This is a genomic window from Waltera acetigignens (assembly GCF_025567015.1).
In the GTDB taxonomy this organism is placed as follows: Bacteria; Bacillota; Clostridia; order Lachnospirales; family Lachnospiraceae; genus Acetatifactor; species Acetatifactor acetigignens.
This window is the reverse complement of record NZ_JAOQJO010000034.1, coordinates 1-9,572: the sequence shown is the minus strand read 5'-3', so window position 1 is coordinate 9,572 and position 9,572 is coordinate 1. Positions and strand designations below refer to the sequence as shown.

Annotated in this window: 6 protein-coding genes and 1 pseudogene; all 7 read left to right on the top strand. The window is 34.3% G+C overall.

The features are described 5' to 3' along the window. Positions 1 to 1,467: pseudogene (locus tag OCV96_RS19080) on the top strand (hypothetical protein); the annotation flags it as partial. Positions 1,468 to 1,830: 363 nt separating this feature from the next. Further along, positions 1,831 to 5,190 carry a UvrD-helicase domain-containing protein gene (locus OCV96_RS19075; RefSeq protein WP_262595200.1) on the top strand — a complete coding sequence of 1,120 codons (3,360 nt, stop codon included), beginning with the start codon at positions 1,831 to 1,833 and terminating at the stop codon, positions 5,188 to 5,190. A 132-nt stretch (positions 5,191 to 5,322) separates the two neighbouring features. Beyond that, on the top strand, positions 5,323 to 5,931 hold the full coding sequence (locus OCV96_RS19070; RefSeq protein WP_022152764.1) for a class I SAM-dependent methyltransferase: 609 nt from the start codon (positions 5,323 to 5,325) through the stop codon (positions 5,929 to 5,931). Beyond that, the gene (locus tag OCV96_RS19065; protein WP_262595199.1) at positions 5,895 to 6,311 is read left to right on the top strand and encodes a hypothetical protein; all 417 of its coding nucleotides are present in this window, start codon (positions 5,895 to 5,897) and stop codon (positions 6,309 to 6,311) included. The genes OCV96_RS19070 and OCV96_RS19065 overlap by 37 nt, the downstream gene beginning before the upstream one ends. Positions 6,312 to 6,369: 58 nt before the next feature. Next, on the top strand, positions 6,370 to 7,455 hold the full coding sequence (locus OCV96_RS19060; RefSeq protein WP_262595198.1) for a DUF4297 domain-containing protein: 1,086 nt from the start codon (positions 6,370 to 6,372) through the stop codon (positions 7,453 to 7,455). Then, positions 7,452 to 7,592: a hypothetical protein gene (locus tag OCV96_RS19055; protein ID WP_262595197.1), complete on the top strand. Its 141-nt coding sequence runs from the start codon at positions 7,452 to 7,454 to the stop codon at positions 7,590 to 7,592. The genes OCV96_RS19060 and OCV96_RS19055 overlap by 4 nt, the downstream gene beginning before the upstream one ends. Beyond that, on the top strand, positions 7,543 to 9,288 hold the full coding sequence (locus tag OCV96_RS19050; protein ID WP_262595196.1) for a coiled-coil domain-containing protein: 1,746 nt from the start codon (positions 7,543 to 7,545) through the stop codon (positions 9,286 to 9,288). The genes OCV96_RS19055 and OCV96_RS19050 overlap by 50 nt, the downstream gene beginning before the upstream one ends. The last annotated feature ends 284 nt before the right edge of the window (positions 9,289 to 9,572 follow it).

The window sequence follows — 9,572 nt, the reverse complement described above, 5'->3', positions numbered from 1 at the left end:
GCCAGAATTTACTTATGCAAGCGATTAGCTAAATCAGAACTTAAACTTGCAAACTGGAAGCTCGGATTCCAATTCAGCATTGGCGATAATACAAAGGCTGATGAACTATATGCTGAACTTCAAATGCTTGCAAAAGAAACAGATTATCTGTATAAAAAAATTGAAAAGATTTGTATGTTTAAACCAATGAATGTCACGCATGCTCAACTTGTTAATTTAGAGCAAAGTCTATCGGAATTAGTGATTGAGGAAAGACAACTTCAATCATTTTACGCGACTGATTTAATAAAAAAACTTATTTATCATGTTTCAGATAAGATAAATGTATTAAAGGGAAAAACAGGGCAATTAAAAGGCTTGTTTTTGCAACACGAAAAGAAACTTGATGAGTTAATAGCTCAGCGTCAGGATGACATTAATCAGTTTTTTACAATTGCCGGATTTCCCTATAATTTTTGTCTGGAAAAGGATGGAGAAAAGCATGCTAAAGCGTACTTAGTTCCCTGTGAATTTCAGAAGGAAATGGTTGTAGATCCTAAAAATCGACTTAGTTGGGGAGAGAAAAATGCATTTTCGCTTGTTATGTTTATGTTTGAAGCAATTAGTGATAATGCAGATCTCATTGTTTTGGATGATCCAATATCGGCATTTGATGAAAAAAAGAAATTTGGAATTATTCGAAGGCTATTTGATAATAAAAAGGATAGTTTTAAAGAGAAAACAGTATTGATGCTAACACATGATTTCCAACCAATTATTGATTATGTCCATGGAAACTTCTTTACGCGATATGGATTGATTACGCCGGTTCATGCTTCATTTATACAGAATATTGAGGGATCAATTTGCGAATCGCCAATTACGATGAATGATTTGAAAAATACTGTAGAACTAACCAAAGATATTGTAATGTCTTCAAATGCAAGTATGGCTGTTAAAATTGTGAATTTGCGCAAATATGTTGAATTAACTAAGCCTGAATTCGGAACATCAGCAATTTATGAAGTTCTTTCAAATGTAATTCACGGAAGACAAAATCCGATATATAAGGATGGCCAAGAGATATCTGCGGATGTACTTGAGCAGGGAATGAGAGAAGTATCACAATATATTCCGAACAAATCGTATACTGATTTAATAAATGGAACGTCTACAGAAATTTTGATTAGTTCAATGTCGTCGGATGATTTATATCATAGAATTATCTCAATTAGGTTACTTTTTGAGAGGGTAGAAGGAACGCTGTCATTACTAAGAAAAAAATATCCAGCAGCATGTAAGTTTGTTAATGAGACTAATCATGTTGAAAATGATTATATTTATCAATTGGATCCTAGAAAGTATTTTGGTATTCCAAATTATTATTTGCAACAGATAGAGAATTTTATTCAAGAAAATAAAGAAACTATTCTTGCGGGAAATATATTGACTGAGAATACAGAATCAGATCAAATAGGGGATAACTAAGCTGCATTAAGTGAGAAAGAGAATGGCTCAATGAAAAACGGTAAATGTAAGGAGAGAGGATGGCATATTTATTAGAATAAAATTTGTTTAGAAATAGTTATTTATAATTGTCGAAAATAGTTATTTCGCAAGCTAATTTAGCACAGTAAAGTCTGGCTTATATGACATATACTGTGCTAAATTAATAATAAAGGAATCAAAAGAGGATTACTGAAAATTAGTATGTATAATATTTTCAGTCAAATATAAGGAAATCTACCACTTAAGCAGGCAGAATTTAAATAGAAAATTTAGGCCCCTTGATTTTCTACTGAAAGTTAATGCGTAAACAATTTCAAAATGTTATAATGTACAGCAAGTAGTATGATCATAGTGGGGGTACAGATGATGGGACTTCTCAGCAAAATCTTTGGATCAAAAAAAGATGTGTCCAACGTTGATATAGATAATAAAGCGAAAAGTTCTGTGAAGAATGTTCCGCGTAATGAGAATTGCATAAAACTTATGGAATTTGCATCTCACATGGAAAAATTACTTGCAGAAGATAGATACATTGCAAGAAGTGACTATAAGAAATATATAGATGAATATCAGAAAATCATAAGTTTCTTTGAGGTATTATCAGATAGCGGTATGCTTGGGAATTTCTGCGATGTTAATGGTGTGGAAGAAAAGGACATTGTACAAGCGATTGACTATTACAATAATGCAGAAACATATGTTGAAGACCACAATGAGGAATTTCTTGCCAGAGCAATGGTCGAGGAAAAAGAATATCTGGATAATGTTCTTAAGGCAGTAGACCCGGTAGTTGTACTGGATGAGGATCAGAGAAAAGTAGTACTTACGGATGAGGATTATTGTCTTGTTATTGCCGGCGCCGGAGCGGGAAAGACAACAACGGTAGCTGCAAAGGTAAAGTATCTTGTGGACAAAAAAGGAATTGATCCTGCACAGATTCTGGTTGTTTCATTCACTAATAAGGCGGTGAATGAACTGAAAGAAAAAATACAGGATGATTTGGGAGTACCATGTCCTATAGCGACATTTCACTCTACTGGAAACGCGATTATTCATAAGAATTCACCAGAGGAAAAACTGAATATAGTGGATAATTCTAAGCTATATTTTGTAATCAGAGACTATTTTCGTGGATCTGTGATGAAAAATGAGAGTGTAGTCAATAAACTCATCATGTTTTTCGCGACTTATTTTGATGCACCCTATGAAGGCGATGATTTGAACGGATTTTTTAACAATATTGCGAAAGCCAACTATTCCACGATGAGAAGTGACTTGGAAGATTTTAAACGTGAGGTCATAGATACCAGAACGAAAAAATCTGTAACAATTCAAAATGAAATTTTGAGATCGCATCAGGAAGTAGAGATTGCCAATTTTTTATATTTGAATAATATCGAGTACGAGTATGAACCTATTTATCAGTATAACATACAGTATTCGCATAAGCCGTATACCCCGGATTTCGTGATATATCAAAATGGTAAAATTGCCTATATTGAACATTTCGGAATTACAGAAAACGGGAAGAACGACAGATATAGTCAGGATGAACTTGAACAATACAAAAAGGCAATAAATGATAAGATAAAGTTGCATAAACAGCATGATACTACTTTGATTTATACTTTTTCAGTCTACAATGACGGAAAGCCATTAACAGAGCATTTGCAAGAGGCTCTGGAAGCAAAGGGATTTGAACTCAAACCAAGATCCAACAAAGAAGTTATGGAACTGCTGGTAGCAGGGGAAGAAAACAGATATGTCAGAAAGCTGATTAATCTGATCTGCAGATTTATATCAAACTTCAAGGTGAACGGTTATAATGCGGAAGAATTTAATCGAATGTATCATTCTACACAAAATGTAAGAAGCCGATTATTCCTTGAAATTTGCCATGATTGTTATCTGGAATATGATAGATGGTTAAAAGAAAATAAGGCCGTGGATTTTGAAGACATGATCAACGAGTCGGCAAGACTTTTACGAGAAGTAAAAGAGATGAAACAAAAACTAAGCTTTAAGTATATTATTGTCGATGAATATCAGGATATTTCCCGGCAGAGATTTGATCTGACGAAGGCTTTATCGGAGGTTACAGACGCTAAGATTATTGCGGTTGGTGATGACTGGCAGTCAATTTATGCTTTTAGCGGATCGGATATTACGTTATTTACTAAGTTCTCCGAGAAAATGGGATATGCGAAAATGCTTAAAATTGTTAAGACTTATCGTAATTCCCAGGAAGTTATTGATATTGCCGGTAATTTTATTCAGAAAAATTCAGAACAGATCAGGAAACGTTTATTATCTCCGAAAAATATCACAGATCCGGTTATTATTTATACATATGATAGCACGGCCAAAGGCCGAAAAGGAGATAGAAGAAGTGGTTCCAATTATGCAGTTGCACATGCCGTAGAAACCGCACTTACACAGTTGATAATGTATAAAAAGCAGGAAGGCAGACTGCCGGGGACAATTTTACTGCTTGGCAGATATGCATTTGATGGAGACCATCTTGAAAAATCCGGGCTTTTTGAATTCGTGCGGGGTGGAAGTAAAATAAAAAGTGTAAAATATCCAAAGCTGGATATAACATTCATGACAGCACATTCATCAAAAGGACTGGGATATGATGATGTTATTATTGTAAACGGTAAAAATGAAACATATGGTTTCCCGTCAAAAATTGAAGATGATCCGGTACTGGCTTTTGTAATTAAGGGGGACAGGTCGATAGATTACGCAGAAGAACGAAGATTATTTTATGTGGCTATGACGAGAACCAAAAATAGGGTGTTTTTTGTGGCACCGGAACAAAATCCTTCGGAATTCCTTTTGGAACTGAAAAGGGATTATAAGAATGTTGTATTACATGGAAACTGGAACGAGGAGAAGCCTCAAAGCATTGCGAAAAAATCCTGTCCGCTATGCGGATATCCGATGCAGCTAAAATACAAGCGAGCATATGGACTTAGACTGTATATATGCACTAATGAACCGGAAATTTGTGGCTTTATGACAAATGATTACAGGGCCGGGAAGCTTTGCATTCAGAAATGTGATAAGTGCAGAGATGGTTATCTGGTTGTCAAGTCAAGTAAGGAGAACGGCTATTTTCTGGGATGTACCAATTATAAGACGAATGGAACCGGGTGCAATAAATCTATCGGTATGAAGTATTACTATGATCAGATGGGATATCAGATGGAAATAGTAACGGAAAGTCCCGTAGCAATCAGTAGGATGGAAAAAGAGAATCCAGTGAAAAGAGTAGCTGTAACACCGGTTTCAACGGATGATTATGTTGAAATCGAAAAAACAACGGCGGCCTCTGTCAGATATACGCGGTGGATTCTGAATAATGTTGTGGATACAGTATTAAGGGCATTACAGGATGTCAGCAAGGTAAGATATTATGGTGTTACCATGTTGACGGATATTCTTCGCGGCGCAAATAGCAAACGCATTCTGGACAATGGCTTAGAAATGGTGCCGGAATATGGCATGTTAAAAGAGATACCAAGAGAGACTATCCAGAATATTATTGAATGGCTTATCAACGAGCACTATATTTTAAAAACAAAGGAGAAGTACCCCGTTCTTCATTCTACTTATGAAGGGCTTCATTACAGTGAAAGCCTGACAGAAACCAAATTAGAAGAACTCAAAGCATACCTAGAGAAAGATGAGTTGTAAGGGAAGTAGGTGCCGTCCCTTGTCCCGAAAAAGTTTTTTGTAAGATTCTGTCGAAATTTGCCATATATATAATAGAGGGCGCAATTTCGGCGAGATTGCAGTATTCCTAAAAATATGCTATGATACTCTTAAATGAGCGAAAAAAGTAAAAAGAATCAGACAATTCAATATTATGATCAAAATGCCGCCGATTTTGTGGAGAACACGCGTAATGTAGATTTTCATGTAATGCAGGATGAATTTATAGAAGGGCTTCCTGCAGGGGCGAAGATCCTGGACCTGGGCTGCGGCTCCGGAAGGGACACGAAATATTTCCTGGAGCATGGATACCGGGTAGACGCGATAGACGGCTCCGCAGAATTGTGTGCGTTGGCATCAGAGTACACGGGGATTCCGGTGAAATGCCAGTTGTTCCAAGAGCTGGATGCATCGGAAGTGTATGACGGTATCTGGGCGTGCTCATCGTTGCTACATTTATCCTATGGGGAACTGGATGAAGTGTTATATCGCATCGAGAAGGCACTGAAGCCGCAGGGCATTTTGTACATGTCATTTAAGTATGGTGTATTTGAAGGGGAAAGGAACGGCAGATATTTTCTGGATTTCACAGAAGAGAAACTGGAGCAGCTGCTGAAAAAACATACAAGTTTACAGCAGCTGCGGAACTTTCTGACAGAAGATGTACGACCGGACAGGGAAGAAAGATGGCTGAATCTATTCCTGAAAAAGATCAATTCTTAATTGCATATCCGAACTATGTCCTCCGAGAGACAGTGACTTATCCGAATGGCGGTGTGAGTCGCTTTTATGATGATGGAGTGGACATGGTCATTATCGATGATGAAATCTGCTCCTGCCGCGATGGCGAGCAGATTTTTCCTTATACACTGATCACAGATAAACAAAACCACTATATGAAAATATACCAGAGAGTGTTCCGATTCCTGGGATTCGATGCGGAAACGATAGAAAAATGCCTGCAGAAAAACCGACAGGAAGTGTTGCACTTTACCAAAAAGATCTCAGAAAGAGGAGAGCACGCGGACTCTTCACCGCTGGAGCTGCTGTTTGAACAGAATTTCACGGATGTCTATGAAGTAAGAATACTGAAATATTCGTAAACAAAAATGTTAAGATTGAATGCTGATAGACACTTAATGTGAAGGAGAATACAGAAAGATGGATTTGGCAGAAAAATTATTAAAAATACCAGAAAGAGAGAATGCGGGTGCACGATCTTCAAATCGCTTTTCGTTTCAACAGGTTTGGGCATTTGATTATATGCTTAAAATAATAGATGCAGATTCTGATTTTTTTCTCTTTATGGAATTTCATGATGATATAATTGTGCTAAGTAAGACTGAACAAGAAGAATATATTGAGTTTTTTCAAATTAAAACGGATGATAAGGATAGCAGATACATTACACCATCTTTTATTACGAAAGGTGGAAACAAATTTCCTGAAAAAATGTCCATTATTCAAAAAATAATTGATGAATTTGTTAAATTTGAAAAAGAAACTCGGAAAATTCATTTGGTATCAAATAAGAACTTTAATTTTGGAGAATTAGTAGATAAGACTGAAACAAAAAATAAAAGATCTTTTGTTTTTGAGGATGTAAATCAAACAAGTATAAAGCAAATAAAAAAGGATATGTGTAAGGCATGTAATAAAGTAAATATCTGCAAAGAAGAATGTTTAAGTATTATATATTTTGATGTGTCGGATCTTGATTTGGAATCATATGAAGATACTGTTATGGGTAGAATGATTAAGAAACTTGATGATATGAAAATTCTAAGTACAACCGAAAGGACTCATTCAATCTATAATACTATTTTGGGGGAGATTCGTAGAATAAATAATACAGAAAAAATGGCAGGAAATGTATCTGAACTCTTGACGAGAAAGGCAATTTCTAAAAAAGATTTTTTGAACTGGCTTGATAAATTAAAGGTGGAAATGCCTGATGATTTATGGACTCAAGTAAATATTGGTCTGCTTAATGACGGATTTACGACTTTGGAAATAAGAAAAATTCATAAAGGATGGAAAAGGTATCAGATAGATAGAATTAATATCGACGCTTTGGGATTACAAAGTTTAGAAACTATGGTTCAGAATATTATAGAACAGGGAGAATTTGATAATTGCAAGGATTGGGTTGAGTATATTTATAATAAAATAAGTACTGAACCAAATGCAAAAATATATGATAAATACTATTTATATGCATTGATTATAAGGGAGATATTTGCGTGAGACAAGTTAGAACAGTAGAAGAAAAGAAAAAAGAAGAAGATTTTTTAGCCTATAAGAAATTAATAAGAAACTTAAGGAGAGGGAAAAGTGAAAAGATTAATTCTGAAAAAATTGGTGATAATATCATCCAAAAATGAAGAAGCAAGGATAATAGAATTTGATGATGATCTAACAATTATTACTGGAGACAATCCAAATGGTAAGACGATTAATAGAACTGGAAAGTCACTTGTGATGAAGGCAATCTATTACTCTTTAGGTGCAAAGATAAAAAAGTATACAACGAATTGGGAATCGTTGCAGATAGGTACAATTGTTACGTTCTTATATGATGGAACGCTTTATGAACTGTATAGAGATAAAAACACTTTTATTTTAAAAAAAGATGATGACATTAAGTTTTTTGCGTCAATATCAGAGTTGACTCAATATTATGTAGAGTTATTTAATTTTTACTTAAAGATGCCAATAAAGAAGGAAGACGAAAATTCCGTATATGCATATCCTGGAGCTATTTTTATGCCATTTTACATAGATCAAGACAAAGGTTGGAGTGGTTCATGGGATTCATTTGCAGATGTTTTCACCGGCAAATGGAAACAAGAAATTTTATTGTATCACATGGGAGTACGTACAAAAGAGTATTATGAATTACTAGATGAAAAAATCGAATTGGAAAACGAGCAGAGAGAGAATAAACGACAATTAAAAACATATGAGACTTTAATAAAAAGTCATACAGAGAAGTACGGGAAGTATCTTGATATAAATGTAAGTGCGGAAAATTTTGCAGATGATATTTTGTGTTTAACAAATGAATTGAATGCGCAGCTAGTAAAGAAAAATGAAATAAGAAATGAGTTAATCAACTGTTTTAATGAAATGAAAGAATTAGAGGAGGCATATTCAGTAGCAGATTCAGTTTACAATGAGCTACTGAAGGATGCAGATTTTGTAGAAAGTGAATTAACGGATGAAGAAATAATTTGTCCAATTTGTGGTACTGTACATAAAAATAGTGTAGAAAATAAATTTCATTTATACTCAGAAATAGAAGAATGTGAAAAAGTAATTCAGGACTATTTTGTTCAAAGAGAAAAAATTGAAAAAAAGATTGATAAACAATCAGAAGAATTAGATTCGTTAAGCGACTATATTGACAAGATCAATGAAATCTTAAATCGTAAAAGAGAGGAAGTATCTTTTCAGGAGATTGTTGTGGCAGAAGGGTCGAGATCGATTTTAAATGATATGCAAAAGGAGCAAAAAAGATTAAAAAACAGATATATTTTTCTGGATAATAGATTAATGACCATTACAAAGGAACAGACTGCAATATCTAAAAAAGGATCATATATTATAAAGGATTATTTAACCAAATTAAGTATAGCTTTACAAATGTTGAATGTTACAGATATTGACTCAAAAGACTTGAAAAAATTTAAAGCAAGTTTTACAAGTGGCGGAAATGACTTGCCATGTGCGATTCTCGCGCAAATATTTACTTTGTATTCAGTTTCTGTAAAACATTCAAAAACGGTATGTGCTCCCATAGTAATGGATGCAATTTTTCAACAAGAACCAGCAGAAGAAAAAGTTAATACCATCTGGGATTATGTTTTAAATCAACAACCAGAAGAATCACAGCTGATATTATCAACTACCTCAATACATGATAGAAAAATAAGAGGAAAAGTAATTTCGTTTGTGAAAGAAAAAGGATTACTTACAGTGGATGATTATCAGGCGGAAAAAGATAAGATTATGTTTTATAGAGATGCGTTGTTAAAAGAATTGAAAAAACGTGATAAATCAAATAATATTTCAAATTGAATGTGGATGAAAGTTACTTGCATTTTTAAGTGTAACTCTGGAAAATATCATTTGAATTTAGCACAGTAAAGTCCTTAATATTGGACTTATACTGTGCTAAATTCATAATTAAAGGATAATTATAAAGCCCAAATATAAATATAGTCTTTAGATTTCTAAAGATACAAATGACATATATCGCCTTTAGTGATATAATTCTAACATATGCTGAATTGGAATCCGAGCTTCCAGTTTGCAAGTTTAAGTTCTGATTTAGCTAATCGCTTGCATAAGTAAATTCTGGC